This window comes from Caldicellulosiruptor acetigenus, assembly GCF_026914305.1.
GTDB lineage: Bacteria > Bacillota > Thermoanaerobacteria > Caldicellulosiruptorales > Caldicellulosiruptoraceae > Caldicellulosiruptor > Caldicellulosiruptor acetigenus.
Map to the genome: position 1 here is coordinate 739184 of NZ_CP113866.1, position 18397 is coordinate 757580.

At 36.4% G+C, this 18397-nt stretch carries 17 protein-coding genes, 1 tRNA gene and 1 pseudogene; 17 read left to right on the forward strand and 2 right to left on the reverse strand.

Going from position 1 to position 18397, the window contains the following annotated elements; translation table 11 throughout:
- The first annotated feature begins 36 nt into the window (after nt 1–36).
- The 11 genes from thyX (at nt 37) to OTK01_RS03520 (ending at nt 11687) form a co-directional block, all read left to right on the forward strand.
- Nucleotides 37–828 carry an FAD-dependent thymidylate synthase gene (gene thyX / locus OTK01_RS03470; RefSeq protein WP_029229079.1) on the forward strand — a complete coding sequence of 264 codons (792 nt, stop codon included), beginning with the start codon at nt 37–39 and terminating at the stop codon, nt 826–828.
- Nucleotides 815–1576 (forward strand): 23S rRNA (guanosine(2251)-2'-O)-methyltransferase RlmB, encoded by a 762-nt coding sequence (rlmB, locus tag OTK01_RS03475; RefSeq protein WP_029229078.1) that lies wholly within the window; start codon nt 815–817, stop codon nt 1574–1576. The genes thyX and rlmB overlap by 14 nt, the downstream gene beginning before the upstream one ends.
- Entirely contained in the window at nt 1560–2066 is a 507-nt protein-coding gene (locus tag OTK01_RS03480) for an NYN domain-containing protein (RefSeq protein WP_029229077.1), read from the forward strand. Before rlmB ends, OTK01_RS03480 begins: the two co-directional genes overlap by 17 nt.
- Nucleotides 2067–2160: 94 nt before the next feature.
- Entirely contained in the window at nt 2161–2796 is a 636-nt protein-coding gene (locus OTK01_RS03485) for an RNA polymerase factor sigma-70 (protein WP_029229076.1), read from the forward strand.
- Between the two features lie 120 nt (nt 2797–2916).
- Complete coding sequence (locus tag OTK01_RS03490; protein ID WP_029229075.1) at nt 2917–4320, forward strand: phosphoglucomutase/phosphomannomutase family protein; 1404 nt, start codon at nt 2917–2919, stop codon at nt 4318–4320.
- Nucleotides 4321–4395: 75 nt separating this feature from the next.
- Entirely contained in the window at nt 4396–5490 is a 1095-nt protein-coding gene (locus tag OTK01_RS03495; protein WP_013431911.1) for a D-alanine--D-alanine ligase family protein, read from the forward strand.
- A gap of 7 nt (nt 5491–5497) precedes the next feature.
- Nucleotides 5498–6301: a glutamate racemase gene (murI, locus tag OTK01_RS03500; protein WP_013431912.1), complete on the forward strand. Its 804-nt coding sequence runs from the start codon at nt 5498–5500 to the stop codon at nt 6299–6301.
- Nucleotides 6302–6329: 28 nt separating this feature from the next.
- Complete coding sequence (locus OTK01_RS03505) at nt 6330–6770, forward strand: YwiB family protein (RefSeq protein WP_013431913.1); 441 nt, start codon at nt 6330–6332, stop codon at nt 6768–6770.
- Nucleotides 6767–8452, forward strand: a complete 1686-nt coding sequence (gene argS, locus OTK01_RS03510) for an arginine--tRNA ligase (protein ID WP_029229074.1) — start codon at nt 6767–6769, stop codon at nt 8450–8452. The genes OTK01_RS03505 and argS overlap by 4 nt, the downstream gene beginning before the upstream one ends.
- A gap of 164 nt (nt 8453–8616) precedes the next feature.
- The gene (locus OTK01_RS03515) at nt 8617–10032 is read left to right on the forward strand and encodes a phenylacetate--CoA ligase family protein (protein ID WP_013431915.1); all 1416 of its coding nucleotides are present in this window, start codon (nt 8617–8619) and stop codon (nt 10030–10032) included.
- 65 nt (nt 10033–10097) lie between these two features.
- Nucleotides 10098–11687: an FMN-binding glutamate synthase family protein gene (locus tag OTK01_RS03520; protein ID WP_013431916.1), complete on the forward strand. Its 1590-nt coding sequence runs from the start codon at nt 10098–10100 to the stop codon at nt 11685–11687.
- Between the two features lie 221 nt (nt 11688–11908).
- Here OTK01_RS03520 and OTK01_RS03525 read toward each other — a convergent pair.
- Nucleotides 11909–11984, reverse strand: a tRNA-Trp gene (locus tag OTK01_RS03525).
- A gap of 188 nt (nt 11985–12172) precedes the next feature.
- Between OTK01_RS03525 and OTK01_RS03530 the strand changes: the two genes are divergently transcribed.
- Both OTK01_RS03530 and OTK01_RS03535 read left to right on the forward strand, forming a co-directional pair.
- Nucleotides 12173–13567 (forward strand): alpha-glucosidase/alpha-galactosidase, encoded by a 1395-nt coding sequence (locus OTK01_RS03530; protein ID WP_029672227.1) that lies wholly within the window; start codon nt 12173–12175, stop codon nt 13565–13567.
- Between the two features lie 288 nt (nt 13568–13855).
- Nucleotides 13856–14077: pseudogene (locus tag OTK01_RS03535) on the forward strand (Uma2 family endonuclease); the annotation flags it as partial.
- A 207-nt stretch (nt 14078–14284) separates the two neighbouring features.
- On the opposite strand, the gene OTK01_RS03540 reads toward OTK01_RS03535, so the two are convergent.
- Nucleotides 14285–14719, reverse strand: coding sequence for an N-terminal phage integrase SAM-like domain-containing protein (locus OTK01_RS03540; RefSeq protein WP_232841714.1), 435 nt, complete (start codon nt 14717–14719; stop codon nt 14285–14287).
- Between the two features lie 199 nt (nt 14720–14918).
- On the opposite strand from OTK01_RS03540, the gene OTK01_RS03545 reads away from it, so the two are divergent.
- The 4 genes from OTK01_RS03545 to OTK01_RS03560 all read left to right on the forward strand — a co-directional run bounded on the left by OTK01_RS03545 (nt 14919) and on the right by OTK01_RS03560 (nt 17840).
- Nucleotides 14919–15506 (forward strand): rolling circle replication-associated protein, encoded by a 588-nt coding sequence (locus OTK01_RS03545; RefSeq protein WP_029229072.1) that lies wholly within the window; start codon nt 14919–14921, stop codon nt 15504–15506.
- Between the two features lie 1162 nt (nt 15507–16668).
- Nucleotides 16669–16848 carry a hypothetical protein gene (locus tag OTK01_RS03550; protein WP_029229071.1) on the forward strand — a complete coding sequence of 60 codons (180 nt, stop codon included), beginning with the start codon at nt 16669–16671 and terminating at the stop codon, nt 16846–16848.
- 149 nt (nt 16849–16997) lie between these two features.
- Nucleotides 16998–17513 carry a hypothetical protein gene (locus OTK01_RS03555; RefSeq protein WP_029229070.1) on the forward strand — a complete coding sequence of 172 codons (516 nt, stop codon included), beginning with the start codon at nt 16998–17000 and terminating at the stop codon, nt 17511–17513.
- A gap of 147 nt (nt 17514–17660) precedes the next feature.
- Nucleotides 17661–17840: a hypothetical protein gene (locus tag OTK01_RS03560; protein WP_416352875.1), complete on the forward strand. Its 180-nt coding sequence runs from the start codon at nt 17661–17663 to the stop codon at nt 17838–17840.
- Nucleotides 17841–18397: the final 557 nt, after the last annotated feature.

The following is an 18397-nucleotide window of genomic DNA, read 5'->3' on the forward strand; positions in this document are numbered from 1 at the left end:
AGCAAAATGCAATTATTGTACATGGAGGAATTGATTATGAAGTTCAAGGTTGTTCTTTTATCCCACACACCAGAGCCTGAAAAGGTTGTTGCAACTGCTGCAAAACTTTGTTATTCTAATACAACCATTGAGAATATCTTCGAAAGTTTAGATGATGAGGCAGTTAAAAACTTTCTGAATTTTTTGGTAGAGGTGGGGCATCAGTCACCCTTAGAACATGTAAGCTTTACATTTGGGATAGAAGGAGTTTCAAGAAGCTTTACACACCAGCTTGTCCGTCACAGGATTGCTTCGTATTCGCAACAATCTCAGAGGTATGTCAAGATGGACGGATTTGATTATATAATTCCGCCAAACATAGAAGAAGATGAGGAGCTTAAAAATATTTTTATAGAGACTATGGCTCAGATTTCACAGGCTTATGCTATTTTGTCTGAAAAACTTCAAAAGAAGCACTTTGAAAGATTTAAAATGCAAGGAATTTCAGAGAAAGAGGCTTTAAAAAAAGCAGAAAAAATGGCGATAGAAGATGCAAGATATGTTCTTCCAAATGCCTGTGAAACAAAGATTATCATGACAATGAACGCAAGAGAGCTTTTACATTTTTTCAGCGAAAGGTGCTGCAACAGAGCTCAGTGGGAGATAAGAGCTGTTGCAGATAAGATTTTAGAGCTTGTAAAAGAGGTTGCGCCAAACATGTTCAAATTTGCAGGACCTAAATGCATAAGACTTGGCTATTGCCCGGAAGGAAAATTTTCCTGTGGAGAGCTTGAAAGGGTAAGAGAAAAATATCTTGGGAAAAAGAGGGAGAAGCATGAGGACAATTGAAGGGAAAAATCCAGTAAAAGAAGCGCTCAGAAGCGGGGCTAAGGTAACAGAGGTATATATCTCAAATTCGGCAAAAGATAAAGAGACTGCTAAAATAATAGAGCTTTGCAGACAAAATGGTGTTGTGGTAAAATTTGTTGATAAAAGCAAAATAGATAAAATGGCGCAGACCAAAAACCCGCAAGGTGTCATTGCCATTGCGCGGGAATTTGAATATTGTGATATAGATGACATCTTGGCTGAAGCAAGGCAGAGAGGAGAGACGCCTTTTTTAGTTTTGCTTGATGGCATAACCGACCCACAAAACTTTGGGTCTATCATAAGGTCTGCACATTTGTGTGGAGCGCATGGAATTGTGATTGAAGCAAGGAATTCATGCCCTGTGACACCAGCTGTTGAAAAGGCTTCTGCAGGTGCTGTTGAGTATATGAAGATTGCAAGGGTTGTAAACTTAAGAAGGACTATTGAGGAGCTGAAAGAGAAGGGCATATGGGTGTTTGCTACAGATGCAAGTGGTCCAAAACCTGTTTATGAGTGTGATTTTACTATTCCAACATGTATTGTGATAGGTTCTGAAGGAAAAGGTATATCCAGGCTTGTGAAAGAAGGTGCTGACTTTTTGATAAAAATCCCACAAAAAGGATATGTCAATTCGTTTAATGCTTCTGTTGCGGCCGGTATCATATTTTTTGAGGTTTTGAAACAAAGACTTAAAGAAGGAGAAATCAAAGGTGCACTTAATGGTTGATGGATACAACTTTATAAATGCGTGGGAAATATTAAGGAAAATTGCTGAAGATGATTTGGACAGTGCACGAAAAAAGTTAATTGACATTTTGGCTGATTTTTCTGGCTACAAAGGGTATAAAATTACCATTGTGTTTGATTCACACTTGGTTAAAGGAGCTATGCGGAAAAAGGAGACTATCAGCAATGTAGAGGTAATATTTACAAAAGAGGGAGAGACAGCTGACAACTACATAGAACAGTATGTTTACAAGAATAGCAAAAACGAAAAGATTGGTGTTGTAACCTCAGACTATTTAGAACAGCTTATGATACTTGGAGATGGTGCATTGAGAATACCTCCAAGAGAACTTATATACGAAATTGAGCACTATAGAAAAGAAATCGAGAAGAAAGAAAAAGAAAAGATGCATACAAGTGGAAGATTAGAAGATGCTTTAGAAGATGAGGTTATTCGCAAATTGGAGAAGTTCAAAAAAAACCTGGAATGAGCTTGAAAGAAGCTTTAGTGATAATATATAATTAATGTGAGAGTTTTTTCTTTATTTCAATACAAGGCTTAAAAACTTAAGGAGGCTTATTGCCTTGACATTACAAAAATGGCTTTTGAATTTTAAAGAATGTTCAGATGAGGAATTAGTGAAATATTCAAGAGAAGGAGTAAAGGAAGCAACTGAAGAGCTTCTTTCCAGGTATCAAAACTTTGTGAAGGCAAAGTGCAGGATGTACTTTTTGATTGGGGCTGATAAGGAGGATATTTATCAAGAAGGCATGATAGGTCTGTTTAAAGCTGTGCGTGATTTTGATGAGACAAAATATCCTTCGTTTAGATTGTTTGCAGAGATGTGTATTACACGCCAGATGATAACTGCAATCAAGACTGCCAGTAGGCAAAAACATATTCCTCTTAACACCTACATATCACTTAACAAGCCTGTGTACGAAGAAAATGATGAAAGAACGCTAATTGATACGTTAGCAGACACATTCATTTCTGACCCCGAAGAGGTTATGATTACAAAGGAGGAGCTTGAAAACGCTATAAATGTTATTACTGAATGTCTTTCTCCTTTTGAGTTCAAGGTTTTGAGCCTTTACCTTGAAGGAAGGAGTTATCAGGAGATTGCTGATATGATTCACAAGGATGTAAAGTCAATTGACAATGCACTTCAGCGGGTTAAAAAGAAGATTGAAAAGTACTTGGCTCCAGCTGACAAATGAAGAAGGAAGGATGACCGGATTTCTATATTTTCTGTCCGGTCATCTTTTTTGTTTATTGTAAAAATTTCAAACTATATTATAATATATTTGTCCAATCTTTTTTGGTGGAGGGAATAAAAGATGAGAAAAATCTCATTTGGAACAGATGGCTGGAGAGGAGTTATAGCAGACGATTTTACTTTTGAGAATGTAAAAATTGTTGCTCAGGCGATATCTGAATATGTTTTAGAAAACTACGAAAACCCGACAATAATAGTTGGCTATGACTATAGATTTCACTCAGAAAATTTTGCAAAGGTATGTGCCGAGGTTCTAAGTAGCAATGCAATACACGTTCTTCTTTCAAAAAAGCCGATTCCAACACCAGCTTTAGCACACGCTGTTGTTAAAAAAGGTGTAAGCGGAGCAATAATGATAACAGCAAGTCACAACCCATATTACTACAATGGAATAAAGTTTATTCCACACTATGGCGGACCTGCCAACACACAGATTACAGATAAGATAGTAAAAAACGTGGAAAGGATTCAAAAAGAAGGACTTGGCAGTTTAAATCCTGATGAGAAGCTCATTGAGTACTTTGACCACAGGGAAGAGTATATAAATGATGTTTTGAACTTGATAGACAAAAAGGCATTTGAAGGGAAAACTTTAAAAGTTCTTGTAAATCCTATGTATGGCTGTGGAATAGGGTATGTTGATGAAGCGCTCAAGAGGCTTGGATGTGAAGTAAAGGTAATTAATAATTGGCGCGACCCGCTTTTTGGTGGACATTTGCCAGAGCCTAATTTGGAGAATATGAAAGACCTTTTAGAGGTTATAAAGAGCGAAAAATTTGACTTAGGCCTTGCAACAGATGGAGATGCAGACAGGTTTGGTGTTGTAAATCCAGACGGCACATATATTTCAGCGAATGAGGTAATCTTTATGCTTGCAGACTATTTGATAAAAACGCGCGGGAAAGCATCGTCAATTGCAAGGACAGTTGCAACAACTTCTATGCTCGACAAAATTGCACAGAAACACAATATGCGCTGTATCGAAACGCCTGTTGGATTTAAATATATTGCAGAGTGTTTGATGAAGGAAGATAGCTTAATCGGTGGAGAGGAGTCTGGAGGACTTTCCATAAAGGGGCATGTGCCTGAGAAAGATGGGATTTTGGCTGACCTTTTGGTTGCAGAGGCGGTTGCAAAGCTTCAAAAATCTCCAAAAGAGATTTTAAAGAGCATTGAATCTGAGTACGGGAAGCTTTATAATAAAAGAATTGATGTGAGGACAACTTCTCAGAAAAAAGAAGAGGCTTTGGAAAGGATAAAAAATTTCGGCAAAAGTGAAGTTGCAGGGCTTAGATGTGTAGAATACAGAACAAGGGATGGATTGAAGGTTATACTTGAAGATATGTCGTGGTTTTTGGTAAGACCATCTGGAACAGAAGACCTTATAAGAATTTATGGCGAAAGCCCAGATGGACAGAAATTAGAGGAAATTTTGCTTGATGTTAAAAGCTATCTTGGATTATAAAAACCGTAATAAAGTTGTCTGCCTAATGAATAATATAAATTTACAAAAAGCATATTTTTGGAGGTAATATTGATAATGACCAAGTTAAAGGTTGCTGTTTTGTTTGGAGGAGTTTCAACAGAACACGAAATATCTATAGTTTCGGCAAAATCAATCATGCAAAATATGGATAAGGAAAAATACGAAATAATTCCAATAGGTATAACAAAAGAAGGAAAATGGCTCTTGTACACAGGTAAAATTGAAGATTTGGATAACAAGTGGACTCAGTTTTCTATAGAATGTTTTATCTCTCCTGATAGAACCAAAAAGGCACTTGTAAAAATAAAAGATAACGAGGCTACCTTTATCGACATTGACGTTGTGTTCCCAGTTTTGCATGGACTGAATGGTGAGGACGGGACAGTTCAGGGACTTTTAGAGTTGTCTAACATACCGTATGTGGGCTGCGGTGTTCTTTCGTCGGCTATATGCATGGACAAAGCATTTGCTAAAAAGCTTGCACTTTTAGAAGGAATACCACAGGGGCATTTTTTGGTTGTATACAAAAACGAATATTCAGCTAAAAAAGATTATTTTATAAGGCGAATAGAGAGTGAGTTTTCGTATCCTGTTTTTGTAAAGCCTGCAAACTCAGGCTCATCTGTTGGTATTTCAAAAGCAAAAGACAGAGAAGACCTTGTTTTAGCAATACATGAGGCTTTTTTGTATGATACAAAGATTTTGATTGAACAGGCTATCAACGCTCGTGAGATAGAATGCGCAGTTCTTGGGAATGATGAGGTATTTGTCTCTGAACCTGGAGAAATAATTCCGTCAAGAGAGTTTTATTCGTATGAGGCAAAGTATATTGATAATTCATCAGAGCTCATCATCCCGGCAAGACTTCCAAAAGAAGTTGTTGAAGAGATAAAAGATTTGGCAGCAAGGATTTACAAAATTTTTGAGTGCTGTGGAATGGCAAGAGTGGACTTTTTTGTTGATAAAGATACGAACAAAGTGTATTTCAACGAGGTAAACACAATACCCGGTTTTACAAGTATTTCGATGTATCCAAAACTTATGGAGTTCAGTAGCATTCCATATTCTCAGCTCATTGATAAACTAATTTCTCTTGCCATTGAGAAGAATGAGCAGAAAAAAAGCATAAAATATAGCAAAGAGGGCTGAAATAGCTATGGATTTGCGACCGATCGGTATATTTGATTCTGGTTTGGGTGGGCTTACCGTCTTCAAAGAGATTGTAAGTCTTATGCCAAATGAGAGCATTGTGTATTTTGGCGACACGGCAAGAATTCCCTATGGTTCTAAGTCTAAAGAGACAGTTACAAAGTTTGCAATGCAAAACACAAGGTTTTTGCTATCAAAAAATGTTAAAATTGTGGTTGTGGCATGTAACACTGCCTCTGCATATGCATATGAAGCTTTGAAAGCAAAATTTGACATTCCCATTGTTGCAGTAATTGAGCCGGGAGCTGAGGCAGCAGTAAGAGCTACTAAAAATAAAAGAATAGGGGTTATAGGAACAGAAGGAACAATTGCAAGTGGGGCTTTTGAAAAGAAGATATTAGAGCTTGATAGTAGCCTACAGGTTTTTTCAAAGCCGTGTCCTCTTTTTGTTCCGCTTGTAGAAGAAGGATGGACAGATAAAGAGGTAACTTATCTTGTCGCGAAAGAGTACTTAGAAGAGTTCAATGAAAAAGAGATAGATACTCTTGTTCTGGGATGTACACACTATCCTTTTTTACAGGATGTCATAAAAAAGGTATTGCCGGACGTTATGCTAATAAATCCTGCACTTGAGACAGCCAAGCAGGTGTTTGAACTATTAAAAGAGAATGATATGCTAAACAGTTCCAGCGAAGAACCAACATATTACTTTTATGCAAGTGATAATCTCAAAAAGTTTGAGTCTGTAGCTTCAATATTTTTGAATGAAAAGATAAAATGTGAAGAGAAGATAGACATAGAGAGATACTGAAAATAGCCATTTTTTGGGGTGTGGAAATATGAAAAAAGACGTCCTGATTTACGTAAAAGGCACGCAGGAATACCCCGTCAGCAGCTTTGAAAATAGTAGCATAGAATTTTTCACAGAGGGCAAGTTCTATAAAAAAGGAGAAAGTTATTTTGTGACGTATAAGGAAAGCGAACTGACCGGGCTTGCAGGTACGACAACAACTTTTAAGATTCAGCCCGACCTTATCACTTTAATCCGCTGGGGTGATGTTACATCAACCTTTGTATTTGAGCCTGGAAAAAGACACATCTCAACATATATAACCGACCAAGGAGTTATAATGATTGGGGTTTATACAAAAAGAATGAAAGTTGACTTGGACGATAGCGGTGGAGAGGTTTTGGTTGAGTATGCCATAGATTTGGATTCGCATATGATGTCTGAAAATGACTTTTTACTTAAAATCAAAGAGGCAGGTGTAAAAAATTGAATTTGGTAAAACTTGCAAAACAGCAGATTCAAGATGTAGTTCAAAATGCCATAAAAAACTGTATTGATAAAGGAATATTTGAGCTTGACAGCATTCCAGATATAATGATTGAAAAGCCGAAAGAGAAATCTCACGGCGATTTTGCAACAAACATAGCAATGGAGCTTACAAGAAAACTAAAGAAAAATCCCCGGGAGATAGCCCAGAGCATTTTAAGCTCAGTTGATTTATCAAATACTTTCATTGAAAAGGTTGAAGTTGCAGGGCCAGGATTTATAAATTTCTTTTTCAAAAAAGACTGGCTTTACAAAGTTGTGGATGTGATTTTGTCTGAAGGCGACGACTATGGAAAGGTAAATATTGGAAATAGCAAAAAAGTGATGGTTGAGTTTGTCTCGGCAAATCCGACTGGTCCTATGCACATGGGGAATGCCCGCGGAGGTGCGCTTGGGGACTGCCTTGCAAACCTTTTAAAATGGGCAGGATACAATGTCACAAAAGAGTTTTATGTCAATGATGCTGGAAACCAGATAGAAAAGTTTGGACAGAGCCTTGAGATTAGATACAGACAGCTCAAGGGCGAAAATATAGAGCTTCCTGAAGATTGCTATCATGGTGAGGATATAATCGAAAGGGTAAAAGAATATTTAGATGAGCACGGGGATGATTTAGAGAACTTGTCCTCAGATGAGAGAAGGGAAAAACTTGTTGACTTTGCCCTAAAGAGAAATATTTCGCTTATGAAAGAGCACTTGAGAAAATATGGCATAGAATATGATGTATGGTTTCATGAAAGTAGCCTTTATGAAAGTGGAGAAGTTTTTGAGACAATTGAGGATTTAAAATCAAGAGGATACACGTACGAAAAAGACGGGGCGCTGTGGTTTGCAGCATCAAAGATAGATGAAAGCTTAAAAGATGAGGTTTTGATAAGAGCAAATGGGATTCCAACCTATTTTGCAGCTGATATTGCTTATCACAGAAACAAGTTTGAAAAAAGAGGCTTTGACATTGTGATAGACATCTGGGGTGCTGACCATCACGGGCATGTTGCAAGAATGAAAGCTGCAATGAAGGCGCTTGGGATTGACCCAGAAAGGCTCATAGTTATTCTTATGCAGCTTGTAAGGCTGGTAAGAGGCAAAGAAATTGTCAGAATGTCAAAGAGAACTGGCAAGGCAATAACCCTTATTGACCTTATTGACGAAATAGGCAAAGACGCTGCAAGGTTTATGTTCAATACAAAATCAGCAGACACCCACATTGAGATAGATTTAGACCTTGTGACCCAGCAGACACTTGACAACCCTGTGTTTTATGTCCAATACGCTCATGCAAGAACATGCGGAATCCTTAGAGCTCTTTCAGAAGAGGGAATAGTGTTAGATAAAAGTAGAATAAAAGTAGAACTTTTGCAGCAAGAAGAAGAGCTTGAACTTTTGAAAAAGCTTTTAGAGCTTCCTGAAGAAATAGAGATAGCTGCAAAGAACTTAGACGTTAGCAGAGTGACAAAATATCTTTTAGATTTGGCATCTATGTTCCATGCCTTTTATAACGCGTGCAGAGTTAAAAATGAAAATGAAGATCTTATGTTTACAAGGCTTTCTCTTGTTGAGTGTGTGAGAATTGTCATAAAGAACATGCTAAGACTGCTTGGAGTTGACGCTCCAGAGAAAATGTAATTGCTTTCGATGTCTCTTGCCCATTTTTTACAAAGGGGTGAGAGACTTTTTTATTTATTTTTCACGAAAATCTGATTAAAATTATTTAATCTATTGTTTGTTTTTTGAAGCATGTGGTATAATTTGAATAGTAAATTAAAAAAGTTCGATTGGGAGTTTAGGATATGGATTTTATTGGATTGCTTATAAGAAACGTATTCTTTTCTTTAATGGAAATTTTTAAAGGAAACACAATAAGAAAGAAACTAAGGATTTTGTCACAAAATAGCAGAGCTTCTCAAGAAAAAATTGAAGATGTTCAAAGAGAAGAGCTCAAAAAGCTGTTGTTGTATTGTATTGAACACGTCCCAGCATATAAAAAGTACGACTATCTCAAAAAAGATATAGAAGCTTGTCCAGAAATGGCTTTAAAAGAATTTCCCATCTTGGAGAAAAAAGAGTTTTCGGAAAACAGAGATTTTTACTTATCAGAAAAAGCAGATCTTTCAAAGTGCATCTTAAATAGAACAGGCGGGTCTACAGGCGAGCCAGTGAAGTTTTACATGGACAGAGAAACTGTTGAGTGGTACGAAGCAGCAAGGTATTTGGGACTTTCGTGGTGGGGGATAAACATTGGTGATAGGTGTCTGATGCTTTGGGCATCAAGAAATGACATGGGTTATGTTAAGGATTTGAAAGGAAAAATTAAAGAGCGAGTGCTGAAAAATAGGCTTATAATTTCTTCATGGGATATAAACGAGAAAACCATAAAGGAGATTGCAAAAAGAATCAAGAGATTTAAGCCTTTATATATATACGCATATCCTTCTGCAGCATATAAACTTGCATATCTTTTAAAAGAAAATGGTATAGACTTGAAGCTAAAGCTCAAGGGAGTTGTCACCACAGCTGAAAATTTATATGAATACCAAAAGGATTTAATTCAAGAAATATTTAAATGCCCTGTGATAAACGAATACGGTGCGAGGGATGGTGGAATAATTGCATATCAATGTCCAAAAGGTAAGATGCATTTGATGACCTTGACAGGATTTTATGAGTTTGTAGATATCGAAGGATTAGAGAATGAAAAGAGAAAGTCAATCTTGGTAACAGATCTTCATAATTATGTAATGCCAAGACTAAGATATAGACTTGGCGATGTGGTGACTCTTGATGATGAAAGCTGTGACTGCGGTATAGGATTTCCAACTATTAAGGAAATAGATGGTAGGATTGATGAGATATTTGTCACAAAGAATGGAGAGGTTTATGACAGCCACTTTTTCAATATATTAGCAAGAGAGATGGAAGGAGTGCTGCAGTATCAGCTTGTTCAGCATGATTTGGAGAATATGACGCTCAGGATTGTAAAAGGTAAGGGATTTGATGAAAGTGAGGTTACCAGATTTGTAGAAAGTATTAAGAGCAAATTTGGTGATATTTCTATAAAGATTGATTATGTCAATGAAATTGAATGTGGTCCTTCTGGAAAGGTTAGATATATAGTGAGAGAATACAAAATTCCAGCGATGAGGGCTTTACTCTCGTTTTTAAAGATAGCAGTTTCTGTACTTACAGTATTCACTTTTGATTTGTAATTAATTTTGGTTGCTATATTTTCAATTTTAATAAAAATTATGTAGCAAGGGAGGATGGTTGTAAGATGAATTTAAGAAGACCAAATGCAAATGAAGCAACAGGCACTTTTAACCGCTCAAAAGATGTTGTGCCAATGTCAGGAATTTGTACAAGGTGTGTGGATGGGTGTCAGGGAAACTGTGAAATCTTTTTGGCCTCTTTTAGAGGAAGAGAGGTTTTGTATCCAGGACCATTTGGAGAAGTTACTGCAGGTGCTGACAAGAATTACCCTGTTGATTATTCGCATCTCAATATTCAGGGTTATGCTGTTGGAGCAAAAGGACTTCCTGAAGGTATTGAGCCAAATCCAGACACAGCTATATTCCCCAATGTTGACACAACAACCGAGTATGGCTGGGAAAAGAAGGTTAAAATGAAGGTACCCATATTCACTGGTGCTCTTGGTTCAACAGAGATTGCACGCAAAAACTGGGAACATTTTGCTGTTGGTGCTGCTATTTCAGGCATTACACTTGTTTGTGGTGAGAATGTGTGTGGGGTCGATCCAGAACTTGAGCTCACATCAGATGGCAAGGTCAAAAAGTCTCCTGAGATGGACAGGAGAATAAATACATATAAGAGATTCTATGAAGGCTGGGGCGAGATTTTGGTCCAGATGAATGTTGAGGATACTCGCCTTGGAGTTGCAGAGTATGTAATTGAAAAGCACGGGCTTGACACAATTGAGCTCAAGTGGGGTCAGGGTGCAAAGTGTATAGGTGGTGAGATAAAAGTAAAGAGCTTAGAGAGGGCTTTAGAGCTCAAAAAGAGAGGATATGTTGTTTTGCCAGACCCAACACAAAAAGATGTTCAGGAAGCGTTCAAAAAAGGAGCTATTAGAGAGTTTGAAAGACATTCAAGGCTTGGATTTGTTGAAAAGGAAAGCTTTTTGAAAGAAGTTGAACGGCTCAGAAGTCTTGGATTTAAGAGAATAACACTCAAAACTGGAGCATATTCAGCTGTTGAGCTTGCAATGGCACTGAGGTTTGGCGCTGAGGCAAAACTTGATTTGATAACAATTGATGGTGCACCAGGTGGAACAGGCATGAGTCCGTGGCCAATGATGAACGAGTGGGGAATTCCAACATTCTACTTAGAAGCTCTGGCATATCAGTTTGCTGAAAAGCTTACAAAGAAAGGCTTTAGAGTTCCTGACCTTGCAATTGCAGGTGGTTTTTCAACTGAGGATGGTGTGTTCAAGGCAATTGCAATGGGTGCACCATATGTAAAAGCTGTTTGTATGGGAAGAGCTTTGATGATACCAGGCATGGTAGGCAAGAATATTGAAAAGTGGCTAAAAGAAGGCAATCTTCCAAAGACAGTATCCAAGTATGGTTCAACACCCGAAGAAATATTCATAACATATGAAGAGCTGCGTGAAAAGTATGGTGATGAGATAAAGAACATACCTCTTGGCGCAATTGGTATCTATACGTTTGTACAAAAGTTCAAAACAGGTTTGCAGCAGCTCATGGCAGGGTCAAGAAACTTCAGAATCTCTACAATTTCAAGAAAAGACCTTATTGCCCTCACTGAAGATGCGGCTAAAATATCAGGTATTCCGTATGTGATGGATGCCTACAGAGAAGAGGCAGAAAGAATTTTAGAAGAATAAATAAAAACTAAAAGGAAGCGTCTAAAAACAAAATTCTGAATCCATTATTTTCCAATATATAGCCAAAACTAGACAAATAAAGTACTAAATACTATAATGAAAAAGATACTATGAGAAAGGGGCTGTCTAGATTGGACAGCCCCCTTTTTATGCTTTTTTTAGATATAAAAAAGCCTTCCTTCTGCCACCTTACCCGGAAGACCTTTTCCTTATGCTTTTTATGGCAGGGGCGGAGGGACTCGAACCCCCAGCCAACGGTTTTGGAGACCGCTACTCTACCAATTGAGCTACGCCCCTACACTTATTTTATTATAAGGGAAGAGATGTAGAATTGTCAATATCTTTTTAGGATACACTTTTGAAAAGTTAAAGAAAAAACAAGATATACTGGGTATAAATTAAATTTAAAGATAATAATGGTTTGGTTTTGAGTAAGATTTGTGATATAATTTATTTGAAATTCACAATTATTATAGGAGTGAGTAATGTTGAATACCACATCAGAACAACAAAAACAAATCAATATAGCATACATTGGTGGGGGTTCACGCGGCTGGGCATGGAGGTTGATGACTGATTTAGCTTTAGAGAAGGACCTGGGTGGTACTGTGAGACTTTACGACATTGACTTTGAAGCTGCCAAGACCAACGAAGTAATAGGCAATAAACTATCAAGCAAACCTGAAGTAGTAGGGAAGTGGCAATATGTTGCTGTAGGGAGTTTAGATGAAGCTTTATATGGAGCAGATTTTGTTATCATTTCAATTTTGCCTGGGACTTTTGAAGAGATGTATTCAGATGTCCATGCTCCTGAGAAATATGGTATATACCAATCTGTAGGAGACACAACAGGACCAGGTGGTCTTATTAGAGGACTTAGGACTGTTCCTATGTATGTTGAATTTGCAGAAGCTATAAAGAGAAATTGTCCAGATGCTTGGGTTATCAATTACACAAATCCAATGGCTATATGCTTAAAAGCCCTATATGAGGTATTTCCTAAAATAAAAGCTTTTGGCTGCTGTCATGAAGTTTTTGGTACACAAAAGCTTTTGACAGAGGTTGTAAAAGAATTTTTAGGAGAAGAAAGAGAAATCTCAAGAAGAGAAATCAAGGTGAATGTTCTTGGTATAAATCATTTTACGTGGTTTGACAAAGCATCATACAAAACTCACGATTTATTCCCTCTTTACAAAGAATTCGTGAACAAATACTATGAAGAAGGTTTTGAAAAAACAAAAGGCTTGTGGGAAAAAGATTATTTTGCTTCTGCAAATAGAGTAAAGTTTGACTTATTTAAACGCTTTGGACTTATTGCTGCAGCAGGTGATAGACACTTGGCTGAATTTGTTCCTTACATTTATCTTACAGACAAAGAGACAGTTTATAAATGGAAATTCAACTTAACACCTGTCGAATGGCGAATTAAACACAGAGAAGAATTGATTAAACTTAGCAAAGAATATGCATCTGACCAAAAAGAAGTTCCATTGAATCCTTCTGGAGAAGAAGGAGTCATGCAGATGAAAGCTATTTTAGGTTTGGATACGTTGGTGACAAACGTGAATTTGCCAAATATGGGTCAAATACCAAACCTTCCGATAGGTGTTATAGTTGAGACAAATGCAGTATTCACACATGATGACGTCAGACCAGTTTATGCAGGAAAGCTGCCTTCAGATTTAGCAAGCATAATGACAAGACATATCAGCAATCAAGAGCTTATAGTTAAAGCTGCTTTAGAAAAGGACTTAAGCCTTGCAAAAAGAGCATTCTTAAATGACCCTGCAGTTGAGAGACTACCGCAGAACAAAGCTGAGCAGCTTTTTGAAGAGATGATAAATAACACTAAAAAGTATCTGGCATATTTAAACTTGTAAGGATTACAACAATTTCAAAAATGGCTATTTGGGGCTTGTTAGGTGTCTCATAACGAGCCCCTTTATTTTTGTACTATATTTGAATTTGAAATTCTAAATTAATAGCTTTTCAAATCTGAGAAATCAAAAAAGAGTTTCGCTTATATCTATTTAATGCTATAATATGCAAGAAGGAAACATTATTAATATTAACCGGAATTCATTCATGGTTTGTCAAGTTTATTACAGAACACAACATAATACAGCAAAGAAGGTGGTTCGGGTGGAAACAAAGTTGTGTCATAATAAAATCCATCTCACGACTATGTCAGAAAGCTAAACCTGTATAATCAGTTTAAAGTCAAGGAGTATTGGATTGTAAATCCAAACAACCAAACAATCTTTGTATACAGACTCAAAGACAATGAAGATTACTTGCTGCCAGAAGTTTACACATTCAATGACAAAGTCAAAGTTGGTATCTTTGAAGACCTTATAATAGACTTTGTACAAATCAAAGAGGTGTTATAAAATGCCTGTCAATATTATTCCAAACCTCAGACCTCTTGAAAACAACTGGCGCGCCCAGGAGGACTTGAACCCCCAACCCTCAGAGCCGTATTCTATTCTTCTACTATTAAGACTTTCATTTCCTTTTCACTGGTGTTTTTTTGGTAAAGTAGTTGCTTAACTGACATTTCACACAATGAGTCCGTTTTTAATTGCTTGATTTAAAGCTTAATGTAAGATGACATGAATATGCTTGATTCTTTTTGTTGAAAGACCTACTTTGTGTTTTTCATTGTAAAGCATTTGCAGATTTTCTGGACGCAAATCTTTGAGTTTATATTTTCCAAGTAGAGGATTTATGTGATTTTTTATTATGCTTTCATAATCATCAAAAGTTGATTCGTTAATTTGATTTTTTTTGTACTGATGCAGCCAAATGTTAAGCCAATTTTCAAGTGTAATATTATTGTCAGTTATTAAAATTCCCTGTTTAATTTCATTTGGTGCTTGATTTATTTTATCAGCCACTTCTTGTCTTGTTCTGCCATAAAAGAATTTCTTTTTTTTATTTCCTTTTTCATCATAGCCAACAGTAATAAAGCCACACCATCTTCCATCTTTTCTTTTGAAAATACTGCCTTCACCTTTACCGCGCCTTCCCATTATTACACCTCTCCCAGAGAAAAAGGTTTTACAATTTAAAACTTCTTACAAAAAATGGTATCAGAAATAATGTTCCTGTCAACCTCTCTTTCATCAACCAAAAATAAAAGAGTTTGTCTATAGCTTATTAAGGCAGAGAACGGATTTCCTCTGCCTTTTTTATTTTGAACCAAATTTTTTTTGAGGAGGGTTAAGGGAAATGGTAAAGAATTATTTGATTACATTGACTTTGAAGAACAAATCTTTAGATGAAATAGAATCATATAAAATGTTAGGAAAGAATTTTTTAAATTCGCTTAGAAATTTTTGTAAGAAGAAGAAAGTAAATTATGCAATTTATTTTTCTTTTTCAACATCAAAAATTAAAAATGGGATCAGAAGAAATTCAAGACTTCATTTTCATCTAATTTTGAAAACGAACAAAATAAATAAAATAAAAAAGTTTATAACAAAATATTGGAAATATGGTTTTGTACATTTCAAAAATGTATCCCACTGTTTATTTGAAACTATGGGATACACTATTGCCCAAGAAGAATGGGCTTTTATTCAGGGGAACGACTGCGCATACAAAATGGAAATATTAAGCATTATTGAGAATAATTATAATTCATCTGAAAAGGAGATTGCATCTGTTGTTGAAACTCAAAAAGGTGAGAAACTTGAATTTAAAATTAATAATATTAGGGATACTAGTAATATATATGATCCAAGAGTATTCTACGACGTAGTTATTGTGTATGGTATTCTTGTGCCACATAGGAAGTGGTATTATGATACAAGTTGATTTGTTTTGGGGATAATTAGGTGTTTTAGCTGGTTGGTAATCAAAATTATGATTTACAAAAACAGGATTAGATAGCAAAAACAGCAGGCTTTTCATGTGGTCAAGATTGTGCTAAAATAAGAATGAAAGCTTCAGCAGGAGGCTTTTCGTTATTGCTCCTGAGAAGGGAGAGGTTTTTCGTTACTGCCTGCTGAGGCTATTTTTTTAATTTTCAATTGGGGCAGTATTTCAGTTGATTTAGTGATTGAATTTTAGTTTTTGTTAGATGGTTTTAAAAGATTTGTATCCGACTCATTGAAAAGGACTCTGCCAGTACAGAAGGTACGATAGAGAGATTTTTGAGATAAGTGACACTTTTGGTTTTAAGAGAAGAATAGGAGGTTGAGGAGTTTTTTGCTTAATTCGACAATTGAAATGCAGTGTTTTGGATAGTAAAATTTGAAATTTCGCAAGAAATACTCAGGGCAGTTGATATGTTCAGACATTATATCGTTGGGGTGTATCCGAGTTTAAGAGTAAGAGAGTTGATAAAGAAAAGAGTGTTTTGAGTCCGGTGGTTTTCCATCTTGGCCAGGGGAGAAACAACAATAATGAGCTGATGGAAAGGTTTGAGAAAGTTGTGATTGTGGGTATGATGATGAATTCATTGCTGATGCTACAGGAGTTGAAATTGAAAGGGTAAAGAAAATTAGGGAGAAACAACTGAATTAATGATTAAGGGCAGGGTTTAAAACCCTGTCTTTTGTTTTAAGATGTTCTTGTTGGAATTTTGGTTTTTGATTTACCTGAAATCCTTTCGATACAATTCAAACAACCAATGAAGAAAATAATTCAGGAAACTATTGCGGAGTAAACGAGGGAGGTTATACTTTCAGTGCCTGTGAAAAGCTTTTGGCGTTTCTAAAAGAAAATAGTAAGTTGTGGCAGAAAGAAATTGAAGAAAGGCAGCTGTAAGAAACCACATTGCAGGAAGGGATTGAAAAAGTGAACGTAGCAAGAGGAGAAATATGGGTTCCCACACGAGGGCATGAACGGAGCAGTGTTCGGTCACCAGTAAATAATCTCAGTTGATGAGTTCAATCCATGTCCTACTAATTTGGCAACTATTGTGCTGACCATGAGGACGAACAAAAATATACCCTAGCAAGGGAGTATTTTGGACGTGAATTCAGCAGGGAAAGTTCATCAAAATGATGTTAACTTCTCACCAGAAGTACAAGCTAAGATACAGAATCTTGTAAAAGAGCTAAGCAAAGAAACTGAAAGCAAGGAAATAGATGAAGCAGTGGAAAGGTTTATGAGAAGACACAAAAAAGCTCTGATAAAGCTTGCTGGAAAATAATGAAAATAACTACATATCAACTACTACCTGCTTAATAGAGATGGTGGCTTGTGGAGTTTTTGTTTGCAACTAATGGTGAAATGTGTGCTATAATAACCATAAATAGAACATTTGCTTGAGCAGAAAACCTAATTTGTGAGGCGTTTGAAATGGGTAAACTTTCTTTGGACAAGCTTGAAGAGTGGGCTTATCAGTTTGCAAACAAATTTTTGGGAATTTCAGAGGAAATAGAGAGTGTCTACCTTGCAGATATGAATGGGGAAAGTGTAGCAATTGTTTTAAAGGATCAATATCCAGGTGCAAAGTATATTACTCGCGAAATTTATGGAAAGATGGTATGGAAAAAGACAGATGAAAGAACAAAATTTAAAGTTATCAAATTGCCAGAGAAAAACGATATATCAGTTAGAATCAGAGGTGAACCTAAAAATGAGAGAAAAGAAATATGGGAGTTTGGTTATTCAAGTAACTTTTTAGGTTCGAAAAAACCTTTATTTAGGTTTTTCAAAACACGAGGGTGTGGGGAACTTATAATAGAAACACAAAATATTGATGAACTGAAGTCATTAGAGGAGACAGAACTCTTTGGAAAGCAGATGGAAGAAATATTGAGTAAGTTAGATTGTATAGGTATAATATTGGAACATTTGAAGAGGATAGTGTGATAGGAGAACTTGCATTTTACAATGTGGCTTCTACAGAAATATAAAAATAGCTGCAAAACTGCCTTGAACTAATTAAAAGCAAGGTTTTTTTAGTTTACTAAAACTCATTTCAATGTGGTATGCTCTTAAGTAGACACAATCTGGGGGATGATAATTAATGATAAACAAAACCTAACAGTAAGAGTGGATATTGAAACATATGAGGAATTAAAGAAGCTTTCAAAGCAACTTAATCAACCAATGCAGAAAGTAGTTCAAGAAGTTCTTGCGGAATACAAAAAGAAGGTTATACTTTCAGCGACTGCGGAGGCTTTTTGCAGCTCTTAAAGAAAACAGTGAACTGTGGCAGAAAGAAATTGAAGAAAGGCAGTTGTGGAAAAGCACTTTGTAGGATGGGATCGAAAAATAAGTCCACCTTGGTCTATATGAGTAGACTAGGCGTTGGTTTTAGAACTGTTGCGAAGATCTGAAAATTGATGCGTGGTAAAAACAATTAGAAAACCTGGGTTCAAAACCTGATTGCAGAAATGTAGAAATGGGAATCAAGCTGCAAAACAAAATAGGTGATAAAGACCTTTGGGGGAGATATAAACATTTTGATACACTCTTAGAAGAACTGGGTGATAGAGTGATTCAATATACTACAGAAAAAGATCTGGTCAACAAGATTTTTGTTTAGAAAACATATGTAGAGCTTTCAATATAACCCTTGCTGACTTTTTGCTGAAAAAGAACCCGAGATTCCACCTGAAGTCAGGAGTCTGATTAATACTGTGACTGGCTTGAGCTCAACACAGATAAAGTTGCTGATAACTTTTTAAAAACTTTTCAACCCGGCAGGGTTATCTTTCTTGATGACTTGCCACCAGAAGCTGCTGAGCTGT